The organism is Ruicaihuangia caeni (genome assembly GCF_040536845.1).
GTDB lineage: Bacteria > Actinomycetota > Actinomycetes > Actinomycetales > Microbacteriaceae > Ruicaihuangia > Ruicaihuangia caeni.
Genome location: NZ_CP159582.1, coordinates 1,258,261 through 1,281,526 on the forward strand (window position 1 = coordinate 1,258,261; position 23,266 = coordinate 1,281,526).

General features: G+C 68.2%; 24 protein-coding genes. 6 read left to right on the forward strand and 18 right to left on the reverse strand.

Annotated features, from left to right (window positions below):
• The first annotated feature begins 42 nt into the window (after window positions 1-42).
• Window positions 43-1,302 carry an APC family permease gene (locus tag ABV606_RS05815; protein WP_353988714.1) on the forward strand — a complete coding sequence of 420 codons (1,260 nt, stop codon included), beginning with the start codon at window positions 43-45 and terminating at the stop codon, window positions 1,300-1,302.
• A 49-nt stretch (window positions 1,303-1,351) separates the two neighbouring features.
• Here ABV606_RS05815 and ABV606_RS05820 read toward each other — a convergent pair whose 3' ends face one another.
• Both ABV606_RS05820 and ABV606_RS05825 read right to left on the reverse strand, forming a co-directional pair.
• On the reverse strand, window positions 1,352-2,413 hold the full coding sequence (locus ABV606_RS05820; protein ID WP_353988715.1) for a glycosyltransferase: 1,062 nt from the start codon (window positions 2,411-2,413) through the stop codon (window positions 1,352-1,354).
• 53 nt (window positions 2,414-2,466) lie between these two features.
• Window positions 2,467-3,045: an HhH-GPD-type base excision DNA repair protein gene (locus ABV606_RS05825; RefSeq protein WP_353988716.1), complete on the reverse strand. Its 579-nt coding sequence runs from the start codon at window positions 3,043-3,045 to the stop codon at window positions 2,467-2,469.
• Window positions 3,046-3,186: 141 nt separating this feature from the next.
• Here ABV606_RS05825 and ABV606_RS05830 point away from each other — a divergent pair, with 141 nt between their 5' ends.
• Window positions 3,187-3,489 (forward strand): DUF2470 domain-containing protein, encoded by a 303-nt coding sequence (locus tag ABV606_RS05830; protein WP_353988717.1) that lies wholly within the window; start codon window positions 3,187-3,189, stop codon window positions 3,487-3,489.
• 60 nt (window positions 3,490-3,549) lie between these two features.
• Here ABV606_RS05830 and mmsB read toward each other — a convergent pair whose 3' ends face one another.
• Window positions 3,550-4,476 (reverse strand): 3-hydroxyisobutyrate dehydrogenase, encoded by a 927-nt coding sequence (gene mmsB / locus ABV606_RS05835; RefSeq protein ID WP_353988786.1) that lies wholly within the window; start codon window positions 4,474-4,476, stop codon window positions 3,550-3,552.
• Between the two features lie 258 nt (window positions 4,477-4,734).
• Here mmsB and ABV606_RS05840 point away from each other — a divergent pair, with 258 nt between their 5' ends.
• Window positions 4,735-5,391 (forward strand): heme oxygenase (biliverdin-producing), encoded by a 657-nt coding sequence (locus tag ABV606_RS05840; RefSeq protein WP_353988718.1) that lies wholly within the window; start codon window positions 4,735-4,737, stop codon window positions 5,389-5,391.
• A gap of 44 nt (window positions 5,392-5,435) precedes the next feature.
• On the opposite strand, the gene ABV606_RS05845 is transcribed toward ABV606_RS05840, so the two are convergent.
• Together ABV606_RS05845 and ABV606_RS05850 are read right to left on the reverse strand one after the other, a co-directional pair.
• Window positions 5,436-6,299 carry a DUF72 domain-containing protein gene (locus tag ABV606_RS05845; RefSeq protein WP_353988719.1) on the reverse strand — a complete coding sequence of 288 codons (864 nt, stop codon included), beginning with the start codon at window positions 6,297-6,299 and terminating at the stop codon, window positions 5,436-5,438.
• A gap of 19 nt (window positions 6,300-6,318) precedes the next feature.
• Window positions 6,319-7,608, reverse strand: a complete 1,290-nt coding sequence (locus tag ABV606_RS05850) for an ATP-dependent DNA helicase (protein WP_353988720.1) — start codon at window positions 7,606-7,608, stop codon at window positions 6,319-6,321.
• Between the two features lie 56 nt (window positions 7,609-7,664).
• Between ABV606_RS05850 and ABV606_RS05855 the strand changes: the two genes are divergently transcribed.
• The gene (locus ABV606_RS05855) at window positions 7,665-8,624 is read left to right on the forward strand and encodes a hypothetical protein (protein ID WP_281488840.1); all 960 of its coding nucleotides are present in this window, start codon (window positions 7,665-7,667) and stop codon (window positions 8,622-8,624) included.
• A 68-nt stretch (window positions 8,625-8,692) separates the two neighbouring features.
• Here the strand turns inward: ABV606_RS05855 and ABV606_RS05860 are convergent, their stop codons facing one another.
• The 5 genes from ABV606_RS05860 to rpmB form a co-directional block, all read right to left on the reverse strand.
• Window positions 8,693-10,672, reverse strand: a complete 1,980-nt coding sequence (locus tag ABV606_RS05860) for a cytochrome c oxidase assembly protein (protein WP_353988721.1) — start codon at window positions 10,670-10,672, stop codon at window positions 8,693-8,695.
• Window positions 10,673-11,036: 364 nt separating this feature from the next.
• A complete protein-coding gene (locus ABV606_RS05865; protein WP_281488842.1) occupies window positions 11,037-11,324 on the reverse strand; it encodes an HU family DNA-binding protein in 288 nt (95 codons plus the stop codon).
• A 75-nt stretch (window positions 11,325-11,399) separates the two neighbouring features.
• Window positions 11,400-11,705 carry a 30S ribosomal protein S14 gene (rpsN, locus tag ABV606_RS05870; RefSeq protein WP_281488843.1) on the reverse strand — a complete coding sequence of 102 codons (306 nt, stop codon included), beginning with the start codon at window positions 11,703-11,705 and terminating at the stop codon, window positions 11,400-11,402.
• Window positions 11,706-11,708: 3 nt separating this feature from the next.
• Window positions 11,709-11,876: a 50S ribosomal protein L33 gene (gene rpmG / locus ABV606_RS05875; protein WP_281488844.1), complete on the reverse strand. Its 168-nt coding sequence runs from the start codon at window positions 11,874-11,876 to the stop codon at window positions 11,709-11,711.
• A complete protein-coding gene (gene rpmB, locus ABV606_RS05880; RefSeq protein ID WP_281488845.1) occupies window positions 11,876-12,112 on the reverse strand; it encodes a 50S ribosomal protein L28 in 237 nt (78 codons plus the stop codon). Before rpmB ends, rpmG begins: the two co-directional genes overlap by 1 nt.
• A 367-nt stretch (window positions 12,113-12,479) precedes the next feature.
• Here rpmB and ABV606_RS05885 point away from each other — a divergent pair, with 367 nt between their 5' ends.
• On the forward strand, window positions 12,480-14,624 hold the full coding sequence (locus tag ABV606_RS05885; RefSeq protein WP_353988722.1) for an acyl-CoA dehydrogenase family protein: 2,145 nt from the start codon (window positions 12,480-12,482) through the stop codon (window positions 14,622-14,624).
• Window positions 14,625-14,760: 136 nt separating this feature from the next.
• Complete coding sequence (locus ABV606_RS05890) at window positions 14,761-15,795, forward strand: LLM class F420-dependent oxidoreductase (RefSeq protein WP_353988723.1); 1,035 nt, start codon at window positions 14,761-14,763, stop codon at window positions 15,793-15,795.
• A 70-nt stretch (window positions 15,796-15,865) separates the two neighbouring features.
• Here the strand turns inward: ABV606_RS05890 and ABV606_RS05895 are convergent, their stop codons facing one another.
• From ABV606_RS05895 to ABV606_RS05930, 8 genes are all read right to left on the reverse strand, one after another.
• Complete coding sequence (locus ABV606_RS05895) at window positions 15,866-16,258, reverse strand: Fur family transcriptional regulator (RefSeq protein WP_281488848.1); 393 nt, start codon at window positions 16,256-16,258, stop codon at window positions 15,866-15,868.
• A complete protein-coding gene (locus tag ABV606_RS05900) occupies window positions 16,255-17,118 on the reverse strand; it encodes a metal ABC transporter permease (RefSeq protein WP_353988724.1) in 864 nt (287 codons plus the stop codon). The genes ABV606_RS05895 and ABV606_RS05900 overlap by 4 nt, the downstream gene beginning before the upstream one ends.
• Window positions 17,115-18,074, reverse strand: a complete 960-nt coding sequence (locus ABV606_RS05905) for a metal ABC transporter permease (RefSeq protein ID WP_353988725.1) — start codon at window positions 18,072-18,074, stop codon at window positions 17,115-17,117. The genes ABV606_RS05900 and ABV606_RS05905 overlap by 4 nt, the downstream gene beginning before the upstream one ends.
• Complete coding sequence (locus ABV606_RS05910; protein WP_281488851.1) at window positions 18,061-18,831, reverse strand: metal ABC transporter ATP-binding protein; 771 nt, start codon at window positions 18,829-18,831, stop codon at window positions 18,061-18,063. Before ABV606_RS05910 ends, ABV606_RS05905 begins: the two co-directional genes overlap by 14 nt.
• Window positions 18,832-18,835: 4 nt before the next feature.
• Complete coding sequence (locus ABV606_RS05915; protein WP_353988726.1) at window positions 18,836-19,942, reverse strand: metal ABC transporter substrate-binding protein; 1,107 nt, start codon at window positions 19,940-19,942, stop codon at window positions 18,836-18,838.
• Between the two features lie 94 nt (window positions 19,943-20,036).
• Window positions 20,037-22,391, reverse strand: a complete 2,355-nt coding sequence (locus ABV606_RS05920) for a heavy metal translocating P-type ATPase (RefSeq protein ID WP_353988727.1) — start codon at window positions 22,389-22,391, stop codon at window positions 20,037-20,039.
• A complete protein-coding gene (locus ABV606_RS05925) occupies window positions 22,388-22,714 on the reverse strand; it encodes a heavy-metal-associated domain-containing protein (RefSeq protein WP_353988728.1) in 327 nt (108 codons plus the stop codon). Before ABV606_RS05925 ends, ABV606_RS05920 begins: the two co-directional genes overlap by 4 nt.
• A gap of 180 nt (window positions 22,715-22,894) precedes the next feature.
• A complete protein-coding gene (locus ABV606_RS05930; RefSeq protein WP_281488855.1) occupies window positions 22,895-23,176 on the reverse strand; it encodes a metal-sensitive transcriptional regulator in 282 nt (93 codons plus the stop codon).
• Between the last annotated feature and the right edge of the window lie 90 nt (window positions 23,177-23,266).

A 23,266-nucleotide genomic window follows, 5' to 3' on the forward strand; every position in this document is an offset into this window, starting at 1 on the left:
GGCGGCACCGGTCGTTCACTCCGCGGCGGTACCCTCGCCCTCGTGACCCCTCCCCCGCTGCTCAGACGACTGCGGCTCGGCGACGCCGTCTTCATCGGACTGGGCTCGATGATCGGCGCTGGCGTGTTCGCAGCGTTCGCGCCGGCAGCGGCCGCAGCGGGCAATTGGCTGTTGCTCGGGTTGGCGATCGCGGCGTTCGTGGCGTACTGCAACGCCACGTCTTCTGCGCAGCTCGCGGCCCAGTTCCCGACATCCGGTGGCACCTATGCGTATGGCCGCGCGATGCTCGGTGACTGGTGGGGCTTCGTCGCCGGGTGGGGCTTCGTGGTGGGCAAGATCGCGAGCTGCGCCGCGATGGCCCTCACCTTCGCCGCCTACGCCGTGCCGCCCGAGTGGCAGAAGCCGGTCGCCGTATTGGCGGTCGCGGGGCTCGTCACCGTCAACCTGTTCGGCGTCACGCGCACGGCGCTCGCGACACGCATCATCGTCACCGTCGTACTCGTCGCCCTCGCCATCGCGGTCGCCGCGACCACGACCGTCAACAGCGCGTCGGCCACGTGGGCTCCTGGTCAGTGGGCGCTTCCGGATGCCGGGCTGTACGGCATCCTTCAGTCTGCTGCCCTGCTCTTCTTCGCCTTCGCCGGATACGCGCGCATCGCCACCATGGGCGAGGAGGTTATCGACCCGGCGAAGACCATTCCTCGGGCGATCTCGATCAGCCTCGGCGCGGTCATCGTGATCTATGCCGTTGTCGGCATATCAGTGCTGGCGGCGCTGGGCCCGGCGGCTACAGCGAGCTCGACCAGGCCGCTCGCGGACGCGGTCGCGGCCGCAGACTGGCCCTGGGCATCGGTCGTGGTGCGGGTCGGCGCGGCTGTGGCGTCGCTTGGAGCGCTGCTTGCACTGATCGCGGGCATCGGCCGCACTTCGCTCGCGATGGCCAGAGAGCATGACCTGCCCGCCTGGCTCGCCGCCGTGCACCCCCGCTGGCACGTGCCCCATCGCGCCGAACTCGTCGTCGGCGCGATCGTCGTCGTGCTCGTGCTCGCGACAGATCTTCGTGGCGCGATCGCGTTCTCGTCGTTCGGTGTGCTCGTGTACTACTCGATCGCGAACATCTCCGCCTGGCGCCAGGTCGGCGCGGCTCGGCGGTACCCGCGCTGGCTGCAACTGGCAGGCGCGGCGGGGTGCGGCATCCTCGTGCTCACACTGCCGCCGCTCGGGGTGCTCACCGGGGTAGCCGTGTTCATCGTCGGCCTCGCCTATCGGGGGATACGGCTGCGCGTGGCTGCCCGGGGCTGAGCGCAGCGTCTCGCCGCTGACGCCGAAGCTCCCATGAGAACCGCCGTCGTCAGCCCACCGACTTCGACTCGAGAACATCGGCGGCTCGACGCGCCCCGTCGGTTTCTCGGATCTCCGCTCCCAAGCGGGCGGCGGCAGCTCGGTGCGGGCCGTCATCGAGCAGTTCTTCTATTGCGGACCGGATCTCGACGATCGGCGATCGGCGGTTCAGAACGCGCCCAGCACCGGCCCGCTGAATCGCGCGTCCGATCATCGGCTGGTCGGTGGTGGTGTCCAATGGCAGCACCAGCAGCGGCAGGTCGTGCGCCAGAGCGGCCACCGTGGTCGCATGGCCGCCGTGGCAGACGACCACCGAGACCTCCGGCATGATCCTCTCGTGGGCGAGCCACTCGTGAATCTCGACATTGTCTGGCGGGTGCAGTCGATTCGGCGCGACGGCCGGTCCGGTGGTCGCGATCACTCTGGCCGGCACAGCGGCAAGAGCATCCAGCACGTGTTGCCAAACGGGATCAAGGTCGCGATACGCGAACGTGCTGAGGCTCACCAACACCGTGGGCTCTTGGGCGAGGGCGGGGACACCCGACACGATCGGTCCGGTGTGCACCACATCGCCGTGACCGGCATCCAATTCCGCCAACGAAGCAACGATCGTCGGTTCGCCACCGTCCACCAGCTTCGACGCGCGAAGGCCGCTGAACCTCAACGCCAACCCAAGCGGGCCTCTCGCTGAGCGGCGCAGCCAGCCGTCCAGCGTGTGCTCGAGCACGACGTAGCGCCTTCCGGCTTGCTGGAGCGCGGCCATCACGCCGAAGAGAAGAGCATCCACCACGATGACGTCGTCGTGCCTGGCCGCCGCGACCACATCGCTGCCCATCGCGCGGTCGGCGAACGTCGCGAGGATGCGCCGTGTCGACGCCACGTCTGAGGAATCAAAGGGCCTCGCGGTGAGGAACGACGTGAACGGCAAGCCGGCCTTGGAGAACCGCTCGGACTGCGACGGATGGCCCATGAACCGCACGTCGTGACCTCGGGCCGCGAGTTCCGTGGCGATCCCCAGCGCCGGCGGGACGTTGCCGCCGCCATCCCAGGTGACGAAGAGGAAGTGACCCATGAACTGCACTCCTTTCCAGAGCCGCCCGCGCGGCGCGTCTCAGCCGGCTGAGCTCAGCCCTTCTTGGCGGCTGCCTTCGCCGCCTTCTTCGCTTCGCGGACGCGCCCGAGCGACTCGGCGTCGACGATGTCGGCGACCGACATGAGCGACCCCTCCGAGCCATACGGCGCGGATGCCTCTCGCCACCCGTCCGCGGTGAGCCCGTACTGCTTGCCGAGGAGCGCGAGGAAGATCTTCGCCTTCTGCTCGCCGAACCCGGGCAAGGTTCGCAGCCGCCGGTACACCTCCGCGCCATCGGGCTCGCCGCGAGTCCAGATGGCAGCGGCATCGCCGTCCCAATCGTCGCGAACAGCGGCGCACACCGCCTGCACGCGGCCCGCCATCGAGCCGGGGAAGCGATGCACTGCTGGGCTCTGCTTGAAGAGCTCCACGAACGCGTCCGGCTCAGCCGCGGCGATCGTCGCGGCATCCAGCGAGCCCATGCGGTCGCGGATCTTCGCGGGCCCCGCGAACGCCGTCTCCATGGTGACCTGCTGGTCGAGCAGCATCCCGATCAGCAGGGCAAGCGGATCTTCGCTCAGCAGCCGATCGGCATCCGCATCGCCGGTGATGTGCAGTTCTCGCGTGGTCATGCGCTCATCCTTCAGGCGCAAGCCTCCGTCGTGCAAGTGCTGTCGATGGTCGAACGGGCGATCGAGCCACGCGTCCCGGGCCCGGGTGCACGACGGGCACGCTCCAGGCATCGCCGCTCGCGAGCACGTAGCGTTGGCACCATGCCTGTGTTCTCCGATGACGTGGTCGCCGCTGTGCTTCACCACATGAACGACGACCACACCGACGACAATCTGCTCATCGCGCGAGCCTTCGGAGACGCGGATGCCGCTGAAGCCGTGATGACGAGCCTCGACGAGCACGGCGGCACGTGGCGATACACCTCAGCCGGCCAAGACCGCGAGCTGAACGTGCCTTGGCCGGGCGGTGCCATCGCCGAACGGCGCGATATCCGTCGCGAGGTCGTCGCCCTGTACGAGAGCGCGTGCGAGCGCCTGGGGGTTCCCCTGCGCGAGCAGCACTGATCGGTGCATACGAGAACAGTGCGCGCGACGCCCTCCCTGTGAGCCGCGTGCCCGCGACGCTCACTTCGGCACGGCCACCCCTCCCCCGCTGTTCGCCCGGATCTCGTCGATGATCGCCGAGAAGTCGAGCTCACCGCCGGGTCCCTCGGCGAACCTCCGGTAGAGCGCGCTCGCAAGCGCCGCCAGGGGCGCGTCGACATCGGCGAACTCCACAGCGTGATCAGCGAGGGCGAGATCCTTCGCCATGAGCTTGCTGGTGAAGCCGGGCGCGAATCCCCTGTTCGCCGGGCTCTCGGGCACCGGACCCGGAACGGGGCAGTTGGTCGTCACGGCCCAGCACTGGCCCGAAGCGTTCGAGACGACGTCGAAGAGCGTCTGGGCATCGAGCCCGAGCCGCTCCCCGAGCACGAACGCCTCGCTGACGGCGATCATCGACACGCCAAGGATCATGTTGTTGCACACCTTGGCCGCTTGGCCGAGACCGGATGCGCCGCAGTGCACCACTCTGCGCCCCATCGCCTCGAGCAGTGGCAGGGCGTCGGCGACATCGGCATCCGCGCCGCCCACCATGAATGCGAGCGTGCCGTGCTCGGCACCGACCACGCCACCCGACATTGGAGCGTCGATGTTGCGATGCCCGGCGGCGGCAGCCAGCCGGTGAGCGAGTTGCGCGTCCTCCACCGAGATCGTCGATGACTCGACGAACAGGGTTCCGGGCTCCGCGAGCTCCAGCAGCCCGGGCTCCTCAGGCGTGCCGCGGTAGGCCGCGAGCACCTGCTGCCCAGTGAGCAGGACGGTCACGACCACTTCAGCACCGCTCACCGCCTCCCGGACGGATGCCGCCACCTGGATGCCGCGCCGCGCCGCCGCCTCCCGTGCGACCAGCATGGGGTCATACCCCGTGAGCTGGTGACCGGCATCGCGAAGCCGCTGTGCCATGGGAAGACCCATGTGGCCAAGACCGAGGAATGCGATGCGCTTCGACATGGCGCCCTCCTGCTCCAGCAGACGTCGACCGTCGAGTGCCGCTTTTCCCAGCCACCTCGCCGACGACTCGTTTGAGGCGATCCTGTCACCGGCCGACCCGGCGCGCACGGGCCCGCCGATGGCCGACTCGAAGGTCAAGAAACCCTCGCTCGAGCGAGTGGGTGGAGCCGCGAGCTGCTCATTGCCGCGGCCGACCCGCCATCGACCGCCGTGCAGCCCGTCTATATGATTAGGGTCACCTAACTTTGGGAGACGAGAATGCCGGAGACACGCAGCCTTGCGCAGGCGATCCGCGAGCGAAGCTGGAAGAGCCACGGCGCGAGCGAGGGCGCCGGCTTCATGGCTCGTCTGCTCAAGGGCCATGCGACCCGCGATGACTACACGGCGCTCGTCGTCCAGCACTTCTACATGTACGAAGCGCTCGAAGCCGCTGCGGAGCAGTTGGCCGGCCACCCCGAGTTCGATGCTGTGAACGACGCCCGGCTGCGGCGCATGCCGGCGATCGAAGCCGACCTCGCACACCTCATGGGCGAGGGTTGGCGCACGCGCATCTCACCGGTCGCGAGCGTCACGCGCTACGCCGCACGCATCCGTAAAGTGACGGCTCAGGGCTGGGCCGGAGGCGTCATCGCACACCACTACACGCGCTACTTGGGCGACCTCTCCGGCGGGCAGCACATCAAAAAGGTCATGCAGCGACACTTCGATCTCGGAGATGACGGTGTGCGCTTCTACATGTTCGATATCGACGACATCGACGCCTTCAAGAACGCGTACAGAGCCGAACTCGATCGGATGCCGTGGGACGACGCCGAGTTCGAGCGGGTGGTCGACGAGACGCTCGCCGCGTACCAGTTCAACACCGATGTCTTCACCGATCTCGAGGCGTCGCAGCCGACGCCAGCGCTCGCCTGAACCGGCACGCGGCCGTGCGGCGCCAACCTGTGTCGCTACGCGCATCAGCGCTGGTCGAGTCGCGCGATGAGCGACATCGCATCGACAGGCGCCCGCACCTTCGTGTCGTTGTCGAAGTAGATGAACACATCGCGCCCCGCCGCGAGGTGCGTCTCGCACCACGTCGCCCAATGCTCGATCGCCTCAGCGTCGTATCCCGAGACGTACAGCTCGTCTTTGCCGTGCAGGCGCGCGTACCCGAAATCGGCGGTGACCGCGTCGATGACCGGAAACTTCCCGGCGCTGTCCGCCGTGACGGAGGCGGCCTTGTGCCGCTGCAGCAGTTCAGTCCATTCCTCGATCGCGGTCTCGAAGCTCGGATGCCGCACCTCCACCGCGTGCCGCACAGGCGTTGCCCCAGCATCCGCCCCCACCTCGAACCACGCGCGGCCGTCCATCCAGGCGTCGTGCCCGGTCGCCAAGCGTGCCGCGTCGCTCAGCGTGTGCGGCAGCCTGCTCAAGAACTCATCCAGCAGTCCCGCCTCGAACGGGAGCGTGGGCGGCAGTTGCCAGAGGAAGGGGCCGAGCTTCGTGCCGAGACCGAGCACTCCTGACGCGAAGAAGTTCGCGAGCGGCCCGTCGAGTTCCTGGAGACGCCGGATGTGAGTGATGAAGCGCGGCCCCTTGACGGCGAACACGAAGTCGTCCGGCACGGTGTCGCGCCACTTCGCCCAACTCGCTGGGCGTTGCAGCGAATAGAACGAACCGTTGATCTCGATCGACGTGACGTGGCGCGATGCGTAGGCGAGCTCCTCTGCCTGCTTCAGGCCCTTGGGATAGAAGACCCCTCTCCAAGGCTTGTAGACCCAACCCGAGATGCCGACGCGCGCCTCTGATCGGCGCGCTGACTGTCGGCCCGGCGAGTTCATCTGGGCTCCTCTCCCCCATTCAGCCTGCCTCGATCGCCGGGATGGCGGCAGCGGTCGACATGAACCGTCGCACGTGCTCGTCGACGCGGATGTCGCTGGGCCGGAGCGGGCGGGTCAGGAAGAGCCCGTCGATCGAGGTGATGCGGCTCAGCGCGACATACGTCTGGCCCGGCGCGAAGCTTCGAGTGCCAAGGTCGACGATCGCACGTTCATAGGTCTTTCCCTGCGACTTATGGATGGTGACCGCCCAAGCGAGACGCAGAGGGAATTGCTGGAACTCCCCCACGATGTCGCGATGCAATTGCTTCGTCGCCGGGTCGTAGCTGTACTTGTACTTCTCCCAGACGGCGGGAAGCACCTCGTGCTCCTCACCCTCCACCTCGACGCGCACGGTGTCGGTAATGCGCGTCACCTCGCCGATCGAGCCGTTCACCCAGCGCTGATCAGGGTCATTCCGCAGAAACATGACCTGCGCACCCGGTTTCAGCTCGAGGGCCTCGTCGGCGGGATACGCCCGGCCGCCGAAATCCCCGTTCACCTCTGCTCTGGCGGTGAGGGTCCTCCCAGGAAGACGCGCGAGCGCCGCGCCGTTGATGCGGTTGACAGTCGCGTTGGTCGTTGCGAGCGTGATCACCCCGTGGTCGGGCGCTGGTCGGGCGCCCGCCGTGTTGAGGCGCTCGGCGATCTCGGCGGTGACCATGCCATGGCGCACGGCGTTCAGCATGTGCTTGAACTCGTCGTCGCGCTGCCTGTGGATCGTCGTCAGTTCGAAGATGCGGAGCTCGGCCTCCTGCCACACCTTCGCGTCGAAGAACCACATCGAGCGGTACTCGTGCTCGAAGTACGCACGTTCGTCGCGATCGCCGGGCACAGGCGCGAGTTGGTACGGGTCGCCGAAGAGCACCAATTGCGCCCCGCCGAACGGCACGTCGCGGCGCTGGCGCGCCTGCCGCAGTGACCGGTCGATCGCATCCAGCAGGTCGGCGTTGACCATCGACACCTCATCGATGACAACCGTGTCGACGGTGTTGAGCAGTTTGCGGAGCTGATCCGGCTGGTCGAGATCACGGTCGCCGATGAGGCCGATCGGCAGACGGAACAACGAGTGGATGGTCTGCCCGCCCACGTTCAACGCGGCCACGCCGGTCGGGGCACAGATCACGAGCTGCTTCTCGGAGTGCCACGAGAGGTGGTTGAGCAACGTCGACTTGCCGGTTCCCGCCCGGCCGGTGACGAAGACGTGCTCGCGCGTCTTCTCGATCGTCTCGAAGACGGCGCGCTGTTCGTCGGAGAGTTCCGGCTTCGTCACTCCCCCAGGCTAATCTCGTCGCGAAGCCTGCCGATCACGCGAAATAGGATGAGTGGATGCGTCGAACCGCCGTCGTGTGGTCGTTCGCGTTCGCGGCACTGATCCTCGTCTTCGTCGGCACTGTCGCTGCGCTGAACGCCACGCTCTTCTCTGCCGGAGGCTTCGCGCGCGTCTATCTCGATTCGATCGCGCGCCACGACGTCGACGGCGCGCTCGCCCTGCCTGGCGTGGAACCGCCGCCCGACGCACGGCTCGACCTCTTGTCCCCCGCAGCGCTCGGCGAGCTCACCGAGATCGAGCAGTCTGCCGAGGTGACGCTTTCCGACGGGGTGCGTCGCGTGGAGTTCGAGTACCGCCTCGACGGCGAACGGCACAGCACCTGGTTCACGCTCGAGCCTGCCGGCAAGGTGTTCGGAGTGTTCGACGGCTGGCGCTTCCAGCGAAGCCCCGTTGCCATCCTGGAAGTCACCTCGCTGCACGCAGACCGGTTCTCGGTCGGTGAGCTCGCCCTGACGGCATCCGAACCCACTGCCCTCGGCGTGCTCGTGCCGAGTCGGTACGTCGTCGGCCACGAGTCTCAGTGGCTGCGTGCGCGACCGGTGCCAGCGGCGGTGACGCGACCGGGTGACACTCACGCGGTCTCGCTCGACGTCCAGGCGAGCGAGCGCTTCGTGGACGAGGTTCGCGACCAGCTCGCCGAGTATCTCGACACATGCGCAGAACAGAATGTATTGATGCCGAGCGGGTGCCCGTTCGGGCATCCGATCTCGAACCGCGTTGAGAGCGAGCCGGTCTGGTCGATGGTGACCTACCCGGAAGTCGCGATCGTGCCGGGCCCGGAGACGGGAGTCTGGCTGATGCCCCGTGCCGATGCCGCGGCGCATCTGACCGTCGATGTCCGCTCGCTCTTCGACGGTTCCGTGACGACGCTCAGCGAAGACGTGCCGTTCTCGGTCGGCTACACCATCACGTTCCAACCGGATGGTTCGCTGCTCGTCACCGCGATCTCGGGCTGAGGATTCACGACCTCACGCAGGCCGGCAACCATATTCCGGCAACGGAATAGCGCGGGGTCGACGGGCGGTCAGCCGCGCAGTTGCTGGTCGCGCTCGGCGCGCTCTGCCAGCATCCGGTTCCACTCGGCGAGCTCTGCGTCGCCATCGCGGTCGGCCTGGCGGTCGATGCGGCGGGTCTCGCGGGTGTCTTGACGGCTCCACATGATCGCCACGGCGACCGCGAGCGCAAGCGTCGGTATCTCGCCGATGCTCCAGGTGATGCCGCCGCCGGTCTGCTGATCGACCATCGGCGTATCGCCCCACGTGCGGCCCATCGCGCCATACCAATCGGCGAGCAGCAGCCCACTGCTGCTGATGATGGCGAGCCCGAAGAACGCGTGCGCAGCCATCGTCGCGAGCAGCAGCACCAGTCGCAATGGGTATGCTGGCCTGCTCGGGATCGGGTCGGTGCCGATCAGCACCAGCGCGAAGAGGTACCCGCTGGCGAGGAAGTGCACGATCATCCAGTAGTGACCGATGTGGTCGGTGATCGCCCAGCTGAAGATGGGCGTGAAGTAGAACAGCCAGAGCGATCCGACGAAGATCACCGCAGCGACGATCGGATTGCTCAGCAGCGCCAGGTACCGCGAATGCACGGCGAGCATGATCCACTCGCGCACGCCACGCGTGCCGTCGTTCCGCTTCTCGATGGAGCGCAGCGCGAGGGTGATGGGCGCGGCGATCACCAGCAGGATCGGGATCACCATCGCCAGCAGCATGTGACCGAGCATGTGCACGCTGAACAGGTAGCGCTCGTAGACCATGAATGAGCCGTTCGTCACCCAGAAGAGCATCAGGATGCCGATGACCCAGACGACCGTGCGATGCACCGGCCAGCGATCTCCGCGACGGCTGAGCCGCCACACGCCGGCGAGGTAGAAGAAGAGCAGCATCGCGCAGGCCGTCGACCAGAACGGGTCGAGCTGCCACGCCGTGATCCACGTGGAGAGCTCCGGCTCAGGCGGCAGCGGACGGCCGGTCAGGATCTCGGCGGGTGTCGGGTTCGCCGTGTTCGCAACGATCACCTCGGGCTTCGGCGTCGCGGTGCGCGCGAGTGCAGCCGCAACCCCCGAGGCGATGCCCATGAAGGCGAGTTCGAGGGCCGCCAGCCCCCAGAACGACTTGCCCGAGGGGTTCCGCTCGATGCGGTTGATGATCACGCGACGCTGCCATGCGCCGGCGGCTCCGAGCACGACGAGCGCGGCGATCTTCACGAGCACGAGCACCCCGTACGGAGTGAAGAGCCCCTCGAACGAACCGATGCGCACCTCTGCGCTGACGTAGCCCGAGACGACCATGACGACGTAGCAGAGCAGCGCGAGCGATGAGTAGCGGCGAACCACGACGCTGAGCCTGTCGCCGAGCGAACCCCGCAGCAGCACGATCGTGAGGAGGCCGCCCAGCCACACTGCAGCGGCGACGATGTGCATCCATAGCGCGCTGACCGCGACATCGTGGTCAGCGGTGCCGCCCGAGTGCCCCTGCGCTGCGAGCGGCACGAGTCCGCCGACCGCGAGCAGGGCGACGAACAGCAGCGCTGTGTGATTGCGCACCGAGAAGCAGAAGATGCTGACAGCCGCGGCGATCAGCGTGGCCCAGAGCCAGGTGCGCCCGAGTTCGGTGTCGGTGAGGAAGCGACCCAGCAGCTGCCCGAATTGAGGGTCAGCGGTGACCGGCTTCAGATACAGCGTCAGAAAGGTGAGGAACGCGGTGAACGCGGCGGCCAGCGTCCAGATGACCGACGCGACCGAGGCGATGTCGAGCGCACGCTCGAATGGTCGCTCGCCGGGTTTCAGGGCGAACACCGCGATGGCCAGCGACCCGATGGCGCCAGCCGCACCCAGGTCGACGAGCAGCTTCGACGCGGGGAGACCCCATCGCACGACCGCGCCGGGGTCGCTGATGAGTTGGGGAGCGGCCGCGCCGCCGTAGGCGAGCGCCGCGAGCAGGGCCGCGAATGCCGCGATCAGCAGCAGAGCGGGCAGGCTCACCCGGGCGATTCGTGGCACCCTGCAAGCCTACGCGTGGCGCCTGCACGGTCTCTCCGCGCTCGTGCTCTCCTCGCTCTGCCTTCCGTCGCCGGCTGTCGACCGACGCGCGGGGAGTGCCCGCCCGTGACCGCCGGGCGGCATCCGCGCTCTCGGCCGCGAAGTCGGCATCCGCGCCAGGCAATCGTGTCCGTGCCACTTCCTGGTGGCGCGGACACGAAGGAGTGGCGCGGGCTCGAGGAAGGGGCGCGCTTGCTCGGAGACCGCCGCCAGAACACCCCGCAACAACGAAGGATGCCGCCCACCTGAGTGGACGGCATCCTTCGAAAATCGATCCTTGCGGAGCGACTCAGTCGGCGCCGCGCGAGCGCGGCACCGGGTCGAACTACTTGGCGGCAGCCTTCAGCTTGCTACCGGCGCTGATCTTCACACCGAAACCGGCGGGGATCTGGATCTCCGCACCGGTCTGGGGGTTGCGGCCCGTACGAGCGGCACGCTCGGTGCGCTCAACCGAGATCCAACCGGGGACGCTGACCTTCGTGCCCTCAGAAACCGACTTCGACAGGGTGTTGAAGAGGGCGTCGAGCACGCCGTTGACGGCGGACTGGCTCAGGTTGGTGTCGGCGGCGATCGCGGCGACGAGCTCGGTGCGGTTCAGTGACTTGTCAGCCATTCGGTAGTCCTCCTCGGACGATGTGCGATGAGTGGTTGTCCTGCATCGCCTGGGCCTTGCAGAACCGCCTTGAACTTACCAGCTTGACTTGGTGATACCGGGCAATTCGCCACGGTGTGCCATGTCGCGGAAGCGCACACGCGAGATGCCGTACTTCGAGAGCACACCGCGGGGGCGGCCGTCGATGGCGTCGCGGTTGCGCAGACGCACGGGCGAAGCGTCGCGGGGGAGCTTCTGCAGACCCAGGCGCGCGGCCTCGCGGGTCTCATCGGTGCCGTTCGGGTCGACGAGCGCCTTCTTCAGCTCGCGACGCTTCTCGGCGTAACGGTCGACGATCTCCTGCCGCTGCTTGTTGCGGGCGATCTTGCTCTTCTTTGCCATGACTTAGCGCTCCTCGCGGAATTCGACGTGCTTGCGAACCACCGGGTCGTACTTCTTCAGCACGAGGCGGTCGGGGTTGTTGCGGCGATTCTTGCGGGTCACGTAGGTGTACCCGGTGCCGGCGGTGGAGCGGAGCTTGATGATCGGACGAATGTCTTGCTGCTTGGCCATCAGATCTTCTCCCCACGAGCGAGCAGGTCCTTCACGACCGACTCGATGCCACGGGCGTCGATCACCTTGATGCCCTTAGCGCTGACGTTCAGAGTCACGTTCCGCCGGAGCGACGGCACGAAGTAGGTCTTCTTCTGCACGTTCGGGTCGAAGCGGCGCTTCGTGCGGCGGTGCGAGTGCGAGATGTTGTGACCGAAGCCGGGTACGGCTCCTGTCACCTGGCAGACTGCTGCCATCGGTTCCTCCATTGCTACCGTGAGGCGGAAGAACCGCCTCACCCAAGGTCACTTGTCGGCGCGCATCTCCCGCTCGGCGCCACGACACGCGAACGCGACGAGGAATCGGGTGGAATCAGCACACAAGCCGGCACAGAGCGCGCCAGCCAACGTTCAAGGGTACGTTGTGCACCCGGCATCCGCAAACCGCGGAACCGAACGAGCCTAGCCGGATGCCGAGGCCTTCACCTCGCGAAACGCACAACTCGACGCGCGCTCAACCGCGCCTTGGTTGTAGGCGACAAACGATCGCAGCGTTGTTTAGCGTGATGCGACATATCGTGGCTGCTGTACCGCACCCATCGGCACAGGAACAAAGGACGTTTCAATGGTCGACATCGCTTCAGGCAGCCCACGAGTCGAGACACCGACCACGGCGCAGGCGGCACCCGCTGCCGCGCCCCCCGCATCCACTCGCCCCGGGATCGAAGAACCCGCGGTCTCTACCGGTCCCCTCGAGGTGCCGGCACCCGAGGTCGACGTCGAGGCACTCGGCCGCCGCCTGCTCGGAACCTGGGCCGATCTGCGCCTGCGGGCGCGTGAGCTCGTCGCCGACCCGGAGATGCAGCGCATCGAGGGCCTCACGATGGAAGAGCACCGCGCGCGCGTGTTCGAGCAACTCAAGCGCTTGGCCAGGGACGGGCAGGTCAATCGCGCGTCGCCAAAGGAACTCGGGGGCGAAGACGACCACGGCGGCAATATCGCTGGTTTCGAGGAGATGGTGCTCGCCGACCCGTCGCTGCAGATCAAGGCAGGCGTGCAGTGGGGCCTTTTCGGCGCTGCCGTGCTGCACCTCGGCACCGAACGGCACCACCGCGAGTATCTGCCAGGCATCATGACGCTAGAAGTGCCCGGAGCCTTCGCCATGACCGAGAGCGGGCACGGTTCGGATGTCGCGTCGATCGGCACCACCGCCACCTTCGACGAGACGAACGGAGACTTCGTGCTCCACACGCCGTTCCGCGGGGCGTGGAAGGAGTACCTCGGCAACGCTGCGCTGCACGCGACCGCGGCCGTCGTCTTCGCGAAGCTCATCACCAAGGGCGTCGATCACGGCGTGCACGCGTTCTACGTTCCGATCCGCGATGAGCACGGCGACTTCCTGCCCGGCATCGGGGGAGAGGACAACGGCCTGAAGGGCGGCCTGAACGGGGTCGACAACGGGCTGCTGCACTTCGACGAGGTGCGCGTTCCGCGCTCTGCCCTGCTGAACAGGTACGGCGATGTCGACGAAGAGGGCAACTACACCTCGCCCATCGCGAGTCCCGGACGCCGGTTCTTCACCATGCTCGGCACTCTCGTGCAGGGCAGGGTCTCGCTCGACGGCGCCGCGACGTGGGCGGCGGCGGTCGGGCTCGACATCGCAGTGACCTACGGCAACCAGCGGCGTCAGTTCACGGCATCCAGCGACACTGAAGAAGAGGTGCTGCTCGACTACCAGCGTCACCAGCGCCGTCTGATCCCGCGGCTGGCCACCACCTACGCGCAGATCTTTGCGCACGACGAACTGCTGCGGAAGTTCGATGCGGTGTTCAGCGGCGCCGAAGACACGGATGCCGACCGGCAAGACCTCGAGACCCTCGCCGCGGCGCTGAAGCCGCTGTCGACCTGGCACGCGCTCGACACGCTTCAGGAGGCGCGCGAGGCGTGCGGGGGAGCGGGGTTCATGGCGGAGAACCGCCTTGTGGGTCTGCGGCAGGACCTCGACATCTACGTGACGTTCGAGGGCGACAACAACGTGCTGCTGCAGCTCGTGGCGAAGCGTCTGCTGACCGACTTCAGCCACCGCTTCGCGAAGGCCGACACCGGCGCACTCGCCCGCTATGTCGTCGAGCAGGCGAGGGAACGCGCGTACCACGGCACAGGGCTCCGCACGCTGGGGCAGACCATCGCCGACTTCGGCTCGACCGCACGCTCTGTCGGCCAGCTGCGCGAGACCAACATCCAGCGCCAACTGCTCACCGACCGCGTCGAGACGATGATCGGTGAGATCGCAACGGCGCTGCGCCCGGCGCGCAAGCTCGACAAGGCCGCTGCGGCGGCGCTGTTCAACTCGCAGCAGAACGCGATGATCGAGGCCGCGCGCGCCCACGGCGAGCTGCTGCAGTGGGAAGCGTTCACGCGCGCAGTCGACGCCGAGACGGATGCCGGCAACCGGCAGGTGCTCACCTGGCTGCACGACCTCTTCGGGCTCGGCCTCATCGAGAAGCACCTTGCCTGGTACCTCATGCACGGCAGGCTCTCGGGTCAGCGGGCGCAGGCGGTCACCGCCTACATCGACCGGCTGATCGGGCGGCTCCGCCCGTATGCGCAAGACCTCGTGGATGCGTTCGGCTACCAGCCCGGGCATGTCCGGGCGAAGATCGCGACTGGTGTGGAACGCGAGCGCCAGGAGGAAGCGCGGGCGTACCGTGAGGCGCTTCGGGCATCGGGCAATGCGCCCACGCCTGAGAAGTCAGCGCGCGATCGCTGACCGAGGCGCCGGGACGCGCCACGACGGCGTACTGGCGCGGAGCAGCGCGGCTCAAGCGGAGCAGTGTGGCTCAACAGGTGCAACGCACGTGCAGCGCTGGTGAGGCGGTTCGCGCTCACTGACTGAGGAGGGGTCGATGAAGCTCGGGTACTCGCTCGGATACTGGCAATCGGGGCCGCCGCCCGGCGCGCTTGAGGCGTTGCTCGAGGCCGAGAGGCTCGGCTTCGACTCGGCATGGACGGCCGAAGCGTACGGCTCCGACGCGTTCACTCCGCTGGCGTGGTGGGGGTCGCGAACCTCCCGCATCCGCCTCGGCACCGGGATCGCTCAGTTGTCGGCGCGGACTCCGGCGGCCACGGCCATGGCGGCTCTCAGCCTCGACCACCTCTCGGGCGGTCGCTTCACACTCGGTCTCGGAGCGTCAGGGCCTCAGGTCGTCGAGGGGTGGTACGGCAGGCCATACCCGAAACCCCTCGCCCGCACGCGCGAATACGTGCAGATCGTGCGCGACATCCTCGCTCGCGAGGCCCCGGTCGCTGCTCCCGGCCCGCACTACCCACTGCCATACGACGGCCCGGATGCTGCGGGCGGCGGCAAGCCGCTGCGCTCCACGGTGCACCCGCTCCGCGCCGACCTGCCCATCTACCTGGCCGCCGAGGGACCGAAGAACGTCGCCCTCGGGGCCGAGATCGCCGACGGATGGCTGCCATTCCTGTTCTCACCCAGGGCGGATGCCGACTACCGGCGCGCCCTCGACGAGGGCTTCTCGAAGCGGGCGGCGAATCGTTCGCCGCGCCAAGCGTTCGAGGTCGCCCTGCAGGTGCCGGTGGTGCCGCACGACTCGGTTGAAGAGGCCGCCGATCACGTGCGGCCGATGCTCGCGCTCTACATCGGCGGTATGGGGTCGCGGCAGGCGAACTTCCACCGCGAGGTGATCGAACGGCTCGGCTACGACAAGGAATGCGGTCTGATCACGGAGCACTACCTCGCGGGCCGCAAGCGGGAGGCGATCGCTGCTGTGCCGACGCGGCTCGTGGAGGAGCTCGCGCTGATCGGGCCGCCGGAGAAGATCCGTGACGAATTGCAGCGGTGGGAGGAGACGGTGGTCACGACGCTGATCGTGCAGGGGGATGCCGCGACGCTGCGCGTGATCGCCGGCATCCTCTCGTAGCGTTCTTCTCCAACCGCCGATCGCAGCGCTGGCCACAGATGAGGCAGGGGAGCGGAGCAGTGCAGCCCGGTCAGCCGGCCGCCCGGGCCGCGCACTCGGCGCACAGCCCGAAGACGTCGACGACGTGACTCGGCTCGGTGAAGCCGTGCTCCGCAGCCACCTGCCGCGCCCACGCCTCCACCGGCTTCGCCTCGATCTCGACGGTCAGCCCGCAGCGACGGCAGATGAGGTGGTGGTGGTGGGTCCCGGGAGTGCAGGCTCGGTAGAGTTGCTCGCCATCTTGCTGCAGCAGGTCGGCGGTGCCGTCTTCGGCGAGCTTCGCGAGCGTGCGGTACACGGTCGCGAGCCCGATCGGAGACCCCTCTTCTCGCATGCGAGCATGCAGCGCCTGGGCGCTGACGAACGCCTCCGACTCGCCGAGAGCCTCGCGCACCGCCTCTCGCTGCCAGGTGTTGCGCTTCATGCCCTCAACCGTAGCCTCGCTGCACCGAGCCCGAGACGAGCCCGTTCCTCAAGCGCTTGCCGCCGGCGACGCGCGGAGGTCGACTGCCGAGTGACGAGCTGTGCCAAGACGTAGATCGCGGCCGCGAGCAGCGTGATCGTGCCTCCCGCGCTGACTCCGAACGAGACCGAGAGCCAGAGACCGGTGAGACCGACGGCGGCGCCGAGCAGGGGAGCGCCCAGCGCCATGCCGACCGCTGAGCGCGCGAACAGCTGCACCGTCGCAGCCGGTCCCACGATGAGGGCGATGGCGAGGATGCTGCCAACCGCCGGCATCGCGACGACCACCGTGCCGGCAATGAGCACGAGCGTGAGAAGCTCGGCGACCCACGGCCTGTATCCGGCGGCGCGATACGCGGGCGCATCGAAGCTCGCGAAGAGCAGTTCCTTGCCTGCGACGGCGACGACGACCAGCGCGAGCACCAGCATCGCGGCTGCCAGGGCGAGATCGAGGACGCTGACGGTGAGGATCGAACCCACCAGGAACGACTCCAACTGGATCGGCAGTTGAGGGTTGAGCGCCTGCAGCAGAGCGCCGAGGGCGAACCCCGAGGTCAGCACGACGCCCGACGCGACTTGCCCGCCGAGGCGCCGCACCGACGCGAGCGCCGTCATGAGCGCGACGAGCGCAAGGCTGAACACGCCGGCGCCCAGTGCCGGTGGCACGCCGACCACGACCGCGACGACAGCGCCGGGGAACGTGGAGTGGGTGAGCGCCGTGGCGAAGAACGCGCGGCGGCGAAGCACCACCAGCACTCCGACCAGTCCGGCGAGCGCGCCGACGAGCAGCGCTTCGATGGCTGCCGCTTCCAGGTAGCTCATGCGCGAGCACCTCGATCCGCGATCGGCGAGTCGAGACGCTCCCAATCCGAAACCGGCGGCGCGGCTGCTCCGCGGCCGCCTCGAGTTCCGCGCACCCACCATCTCCTGATCCCGTATGCGGCGAGCGCGACCCCGAGCAGCACGAGCAGCACGAGCACGACCGTGGCGCTGCCCGGCAGATCGAAGCCTGCATGCACCGATCCCACGAAGGTCACGGCAAGTCCGAGCCAGGCGCCGAGCAGTGCGGTGAGCGTCGAACCGGCGATGAGGGCGCCGATCGTGCCGATGAGCAGCCGTGCGACCGCGACGGGCACGATGAGCAGGGCGAGCATGAGCAGCACACCGAGGGCGCGCGAGGCCGCGACGACCACGAGTGCGATCGCGACGTTGAGGAACAGGTCGAGCGGGAGCAGCCGGTATCCGGCCGCCTCGGCCGCCTGCGGGTCGAACGCGCGGAAGACATGGTCCTTCAGGGCGGGCAGCACCAGCAGCAGGGCGAGCGCGACGAGGATGCCGGTGGCCCAGACATCCGTCTCGGTCACGGTCAGCACGTGACCGAACAGGAGCTCCGAGAGTTGCCCGGCGTATCCGCGCTGCTGGGAGACTATGATCACGCCGATGCTGAACATGCTCGTGAGAACGACAGCGACCGGCACATCTCCCGGTTCACCCCGCCGCGAGACGAGCGTGAGCGCGACGGCCGCGATCACAGCGGCGATGGCGCCCCCGATGAAGAGTCCGGGCGATCCGGCGATCACGAAGCCGACCACCACGCCGGGGAAGACCGCGTGCACGAGCCCGTCGCTGAGGAACTCGAGCCGCCTCAGATGAACCAGCGGGCCGAGCACGCCGGCCGCGAGCCCGAGCATGACGAGCACGATGAGCGCTCGAGCCATGAACGGCAGCGTGAACGGCTCGATGAGCCACTGCCACACCGCCACGTCAGTGCCCTTCATGGGTGGGCAGGTGCAGCGAGTGCTCGTCGACCTCGATGGTGGTGTCGGGGTGCGCCGCCTCGATGAGCTCGAGTTTGAGCGTCTCATCGGTCGGGCCCCACGCGACCTGCTCGCGGTTGATGAGCAGCACCGAGTCGGCGGTCTGCTGCGCGAGGGAGATGTCGTGGGTCGACATCACGACCGCCATGCCTTCGGCCTTCAACGTGTTGACGAGGGCGATCAGTCCGGTGCGGCTCTCCGCGTCGAGGCCGTTGAACGGTTCGTCGAGCAGCAGCAGCCGTGGCTTCGAGACGATCGCACGGGCGATGATGGCCCGCTGCTTCTGACCGCCGCTCAGCAGGCCGAACGGGCGGCGATCGTGCGACGAGAGTCCGACGCGCACGAGGGCTTCACTGACGGCTGAGCGATCGGCCGCACCCGGCCAGCGGCCCCAGCCGATGCGGCGGTAGAGGCCCATGGTCACGACCTGGCGCACGGTGACGGGGAAGTCGGGGTCGATGGTGTCGGTCTGAGGCATGTATCCGACATGAGGACGAGCGGTCGCAGCATCGCCGCCGAGCACCTCCAGACGACCGGCGGTGAGCGGAACGAGCCCGAGCAGGCCGCGCAAGACGGTCGACTTGCCGGCGCCGTTCGGCCCGATCAGCGCCAGTGCCTCGCCCTGGGGGAGCACGGCAGAGACCCCCGTCGCCGCGGGCTCAGCGGCCCGGTAGGCGAACGCGGCGTGGTCGAGCACGACTGCGGGTGGCTGCGGCATCCGCTTACTCTCGCACTTCTGCCGGCGGAGGCGCGGCCTCGACGCCCCACGATTGCAGGATGCGCTCGACATTGTGCACCTGGGCGCCGATGTACGTGCCCGCGGGCGACCCCGCGGGCCCCAGCGAGTCGACGTAGAGCGCGTCGGCTCCAGCGAAGACGCGCACGCCGGCTTCGCGAGCGATCGTCTCGGCGGCCTTCGGCGAGAGCGACGCCTCGGCGAACACCGCTTTCGCGCCGGACGCCCTGATCGCGGCGACGAGCGCATCGATGTCGGATGCCGAGAGCTCAGCACTGTCGTCGAAGCTGGGGATGACCGCGCCGACATAGGTGATGCCGTAGTCGGCGTTGAAGTAGCCGAGGGAGTCGTGGTTGCTCACGATGAGTCGCTGCTCGGCCGGCACACGGTCGATCTGCTCGGTGGTCCACTCGTCGAGAGCCTCGAGACGGTGGGCATACGCGTGGCCGCGCTCGATGTAGGCCTCGGCGCGCGGCGAGTCAAGCGCTTCGAGCGTGTGGGCCAACTCATCGACGATGCGGATCGCGTTGCGGATGCTGGTCCACAGATGCGGGTCGGCGACCTGGTCGGACCCGGCGGTCGCGGCATCATCGGCCGCGGCATCCGCGTGCCCCTCGTGCTCTTCATGCTCGGCGCTGTCGGCTGCACTGTCGCCATGGTCGTCGTCATGACCATGGTCGTCGTCATGTCCATGGCCATCGTCATGACCGTGGTCGTGGTCGTCGTGGCCCTCGCGAAGGGCCACCGCGTGCGAGGCGTCGAACACCTGCCCGTCGAAGCCCGAAGCCGAAATGGCTCCTTCGAGCCATGGCTCGAGGCCGGCGCCGTTCATGACGAGCACATCGGCGCGGCCAAGAGCCAGCAGGTCGGCGGCGCTGGGGTCGAAGGAGTGCGCGCTGGTGTTGGGCTTGAGCAGCTGCGTCACTGCTGCGTCGTCTCCTGCGACCTCGCGCGTGAGGTCGCCCAGTTGAGTCGTGGTGACGACGATCGACAATCCAGTGTCGCTGCCCGACGCCTCTGTGGCGCAGCCGACGAGACCCAGAACCGCGACCACCGCCGTTCCGAGAGCAGCGAGCGGTCGGTGAAGGTTCATGACAGCAACGCTATGCCTTGTTGATAATGATTGTCAATCCGGTTTGGCGTTCGAACGAGGCTTCTGCCGGACCATCAGACGTGGCGCTGCCACCTCACGCCGGCTTGAACCGCCGCAGACGCAGGCTGTTGCTCACGACGAACACCGAGGAGAACGCCATCGCAGCGCCGGCGAGCAGCGGGTTGAGCAGTCCTGCCATCGCGACCGGGATTGCCGCGACGTTGTAGGCGAAGGCCCAGAACAGGTTGCTCTTGATCGTCGACAGCGTGCGCCGCGACAACCGGATTGCGTCAGCGACGCCGCTCAGGTCGCCGTGCACGAGCGTGAGGTCGCCCGCCTGGATCGCGGCGTCGGTACCGCCGCCCATGGCGATTCCCAGATCGGATGCGGCGAGCGCCGCCGCGTCGTTGACTCCGTCGCCGACCATCGCAACGACGCGCCCGTGCGCCTGCAGCTCACGCACCAGGTCGAGCTTGCCCTCGGGAGTCATTCCCGCGTGCACCTCCTCGATGCCGACCTCGGCGGCCACTGCGCGAGCGGCGCGTTCGTTGTCGCCCGTCGCGAGCACCGGGCGCAGGCCCATGGCACGCAACCGCTCGACGGCAGCAGGACTCGTGCTCCGCACCGTGTCGGCCACCTCGATCACGCCGGCGACGACGCCATTCCATCCCACCGCGATCGCGGTGCGGCCCGCCGCTTCTGCGGCGTCGAGCGCTTCAGCGAGCGCGGGCGACAACGGAGTGCCGAGTTGCTCCACGACCCAAGCCGGGCGCCCCGCCACAACGCGGCGGTCATCCACGACGGCGCGCACGCCGAAGCCGCGCACCGAGGAGAACTCGGCCGCAGCGAGCGCCCCGCCGGCCACTTCCTCGCCCGCGCGCACGATCGCTCGGGCGATGGGGTGCTCGCTGCCGTGCTCAACGGCGGCGGCAACGGCGAGCAGCTCGTCGCGGCTCGTCGCTGTCTCCGTGGTGACGCCAGCCACCCGCATCCTGGCTGCCGTGATGGTACCGGTCTTGTCGAGCAGCACCGTGTCGATGCGGCGCGTCGACTCGAGCACCTCTGGGCCCTTGATGAGGATGCCGAGGCGCGAGCCCCGCGCGGTGCCTACAAGCAGTGCCATTGGTGTCGCGAGGCCGAGCGCACACGGGCAGGCGATGATGAGCGTCGCCACAGCAGCGGTGAACGCCGCTTCGACGGAGGGTCCGAAGAGGAGCCACCCGGCGAGCGTGAGCACAGCCAGCACCAGCACGATGGGCACGAAAACGCCCGAGATGCGGTCGGCGAGTCGCTGCACCCGCGCCTTGCCCGATTGGGCCTGCTCCACGAGTTTCGCCATCTGGGCGAGCGCGGTCTCTGAGCCGACGCGCGTCGCCTCGACCACCAGCGAGCCGTCGGTGGCGATGGTCGAACCCGTCACCGCGTCGCCCGCCGACACCTCCTCGGGCACGGGCTCGCCGGTCAGCATGCTCATGTCGATTGCGGCAGCGCCTTCTACGACGACCCCGTCGGTGGCGATCTTCTCGCCGGGTCGCACGATGAAGCGGTCGCCCGGCTGCAGCTGCGCGACAGGCACCCGGGTCTCAACGCCGTCACGCAGCAGAGCCGCCTCCGACGCGCCGAGCTGGAGCAGTGCCCGGATGGCGGCGATCGAGCTGCGCTTGGAGCGGGCTTCCGCGTAGCGGCCGGCGAGGATGAACACCGTGACCGCTGCGGCTGTCTCGAGGTAGAGCTCGTGCGCGCCGGCGCCGGGCTCGCCGAACCACACGAAATCCATCCGGAGGCCGGGCATGCCGGCGCCCCCGAAGAACAGCGCGTACAACGACCACGCGAAGGCAGCCAGCACGCCGATGCTGACGAGGGTGTCCATCGTGGCGGCGCCGTGGCGTGCGTTGATGACCGCGGCGCGGTGGAACGGCCAGGCTCCCCACACCGCGACAGGAGCTGCCAGTGTGAGCGTGAGCCACTGCCAGTTGTCGAATTGCAGCGGCGGGACCATCGAGAGCACCATGACCGGCACGGTCAGCAAGGTGGAGATGATCACTCGCTGGCGCAATGACCGCAGCGACGAGTCGTGCGCTGCGTCTGCGCGGCCGGCACCGGATGCCGGGGCGAGGGCGTCACCGAGCAGGATGGTGGGGGCGGGTGCGCCGCCGCTCGTGCTCACCGCGGAGGCCTGCGCACCCGCCGCGACAGCTCCCGAAGCGCTGGAGCTCCCACTTGGAGACGACGCCAGCCGCTCAACCGGTTCCGCGGTGTAGCCGGTCGCGACCACCGTGTCGATGAGTTGCTGCAGGGTGACATCGTCTGCGACCTCGAGCGTCGCCTTCTCGGTCGCATAGTTGACGGTTGCCGTGACTCCCGGCATCCGGTTCAACTTCTTCTCGACGCGAGCGGCGCACGACGAGCAGGTCATGCCGCCGACGGCGAGCTCGAGGTTGGTGCTCATGCCAGCGCGTAGCCCGCCTCATCGATCGCGGCACGCACGTCGTCATTCCGCAGCGGGGCGTCGCTGCGCACCGTGACCTTCGACGTTCCGCCCGCGACCAGTTCGACCTCCACGGCGCTCACGCCGGCCAGTCCGCTGAGCTCCTCAGTCACGGAGTTGACGCAGTGACCGCAGGTCATGCCGGTCACCGAGAGCTCGGTCACCGTCTCGGCGCCGACTGCCGCTTGCGAGTTCTGCGCGGCGCTGCCGCCGCCGCAGCCGCACCCGCCGCAGCCGCAGCCGCCGGTGCTCGCGTTCTTGTCGGTGAGGTTGAGTTCCTGCATGGGGGTTTCCTTTCGTGGGGTGATTCGATGGAACGAAGCGCTCTTTCGCAGTCGGTCGAGCGCCGAGAGTCTCTTCAGTCGACCAGCGCGGCAGGCGGACTTCGCTCGAGCCGAGGGTGGCGGGATGACCGTCAGAGATTCGATGTCTCTCGTCGCCCGCGCTGGGTCCGGCTTCGCGGATCAGGACCGGACGAGCCGAGCGATGGCCGCGTTGGCCTCGCGCAGCTTCTCTTCGGCGACTGGGCCGCCCTCACGGGTCGCCTCCGCGACGCAATGGGAGAGGTGGTCGTCGAGCATCGTGAGTGCCACCGTCTCGAGCGCTTTGGTCACCGCTGAGATCTGGGTGAGCACGTCGATGCAGTAGGTGTCTTCTTCGATCATGCGCTGGATGCCGCGCACCTGGCCCTCGGCCCTGCGCAGCCGCTTCAGCAGCGCATCCTTATCGTCGACGTATCCGTGCATGCGCACAACGATACCCCCATGGGGTATCTCGGTCAACCCTCGGGAGCGACCGAGCCCCTCACGCCGGGTTCTCCGATCGGAGCGTCTGCG

Excerpts from the sequence above, each read along its gene's own strand:
- ABV606_RS05820 (WP_353988715.1), bottom strand. The coding sequence starts at position 2,413 with ATGGGTCACTTCCTCTTCGTCACCTGGGATGGCGGCGGCAACGTCCCG.
- ABV606_RS05825 (WP_353988716.1), bottom strand. The coding sequence starts at position 3,045 with ATGACCACGCGAGAACTGCACATCACCGGCGATGCGGATGCCGATCGG.
- ABV606_RS05830 (WP_353988717.1), top strand. The coding sequence starts at position 3,187 with ATGCCTGTGTTCTCCGATGACGTGGTCGCCGCTGTGCTTCACCACATG.
- mmsB (WP_353988786.1), bottom strand. The coding sequence starts at position 4,476 with ATGTCGAAGCGCATCGCATTCCTCGGTCTTGGCCACATGGGTCTTCCC.
- ABV606_RS05840 (WP_353988718.1), top strand. The coding sequence starts at position 4,735 with ATGCCGGAGACACGCAGCCTTGCGCAGGCGATCCGCGAGCGAAGCTGG.
- ABV606_RS05845 (WP_353988719.1), bottom strand. The coding sequence starts at position 6,299 with ATGAACTCGCCGGGCCGACAGTCAGCGCGCCGATCAGAGGCGCGCGTC.
- ABV606_RS05855 (WP_281488840.1), top strand. The coding sequence starts at position 7,665 with ATGCGTCGAACCGCCGTCGTGTGGTCGTTCGCGTTCGCGGCACTGATC.
- ABV606_RS05865 (WP_281488842.1), bottom strand. The coding sequence starts at position 11,324 with ATGGCTGACAAGTCACTGAACCGCACCGAGCTCGTCGCCGCGATCGCC.
- rpsN (WP_281488843.1), bottom strand. The coding sequence starts at position 11,705 with ATGGCAAAGAAGAGCAAGATCGCCCGCAACAAGCAGCGGCAGGAGATC.
- rpmG (WP_281488844.1), bottom strand. The coding sequence starts at position 11,876 with ATGGCCAAGCAGCAAGACATTCGTCCGATCATCAAGCTCCGCTCCACC.
- rpmB (WP_281488845.1), bottom strand. The coding sequence starts at position 12,112 with ATGGCAGCAGTCTGCCAGGTGACAGGAGCCGTACCCGGCTTCGGTCAC.
- ABV606_RS05885 (WP_353988722.1), top strand. The coding sequence starts at position 12,480 with ATGGTCGACATCGCTTCAGGCAGCCCACGAGTCGAGACACCGACCACG.
- ABV606_RS05890 (WP_353988723.1), top strand. The coding sequence starts at position 14,761 with ATGAAGCTCGGGTACTCGCTCGGATACTGGCAATCGGGGCCGCCGCCC.
- ABV606_RS05895 (WP_281488848.1), bottom strand. The coding sequence starts at position 16,258 with ATGAAGCGCAACACCTGGCAGCGAGAGGCGGTGCGCGAGGCTCTCGGC.
- ABV606_RS05900 (WP_353988724.1), bottom strand. The coding sequence starts at position 17,118 with ATGAGCTACCTGGAAGCGGCAGCCATCGAAGCGCTGCTCGTCGGCGCG.
- ABV606_RS05905 (WP_353988725.1), bottom strand. The coding sequence starts at position 18,074 with ATGAAGGGCACTGACGTGGCGGTGTGGCAGTGGCTCATCGAGCCGTTC.
- ABV606_RS05910 (WP_281488851.1), bottom strand. The coding sequence starts at position 18,831 with ATGCCGCAGCCACCCGCAGTCGTGCTCGACCACGCCGCGTTCGCCTAC.
- ABV606_RS05915 (WP_353988726.1), bottom strand. The coding sequence starts at position 19,942 with ATGAACCTTCACCGACCGCTCGCTGCTCTCGGAACGGCGGTGGTCGCG.
- ABV606_RS05920 (WP_353988727.1), bottom strand. The coding sequence starts at position 22,391 with ATGAGCACCAACCTCGAGCTCGCCGTCGGCGGCATGACCTGCTCGTCG.
- ABV606_RS05925 (WP_353988728.1), bottom strand. The coding sequence starts at position 22,714 with ATGCAGGAACTCAACCTCACCGACAAGAACGCGAGCACCGGCGGCTGC.
- ABV606_RS05930 (WP_281488855.1), bottom strand. The coding sequence starts at position 23,176 with ATGCACGGATACGTCGACGATAAGGATGCGCTGCTGAAGCGGCTGCGC.